This is a genomic window from Sulfitobacter sp. HNIBRBA3233 (genome assembly GCF_040149665.1).
Lineage (GTDB): Bacteria > Pseudomonadota > Alphaproteobacteria > Rhodobacterales > Rhodobacteraceae > Sulfitobacter > Sulfitobacter marinivivus.
Genome location: NZ_JBEFLP010000027.1, coordinates 1 through 224, shown reverse-complemented (window position 1 = coordinate 224; position 224 = coordinate 1). Strand labels below are relative to the sequence as shown.

Annotated in this window: 1 pseudogene; it reads right to left on the bottom strand. The window is 63.8% G+C overall.

Annotated features, from left to right (window positions below):
- Nucleotides 1–224, bottom strand: a pseudogene (locus ABMC89_RS19030) (LysR family transcriptional regulator); the annotation flags it as partial.

The window sequence follows — 224 nt, the reverse complement described above, 5'->3', positions numbered from 1 at the left end:
GCGTCGTCGATGACCGTTGTACCCGTGGCCGATTGTGACAACTTCACGTGGGGCAATTCGGCATAGAGCTCGGCTGTCATCGTCTCATCCGCGCGCGGATGGTCGCGTCGCATCAGGACGACGATTTCATCAGCCAGCAGCCGCTGGGACCGGACCATTTCCGGCTGCAGACGCCCCGGCGTCAGACGCACCTGCATGTCGACCCGGTCCCAGACGCTTTCGGG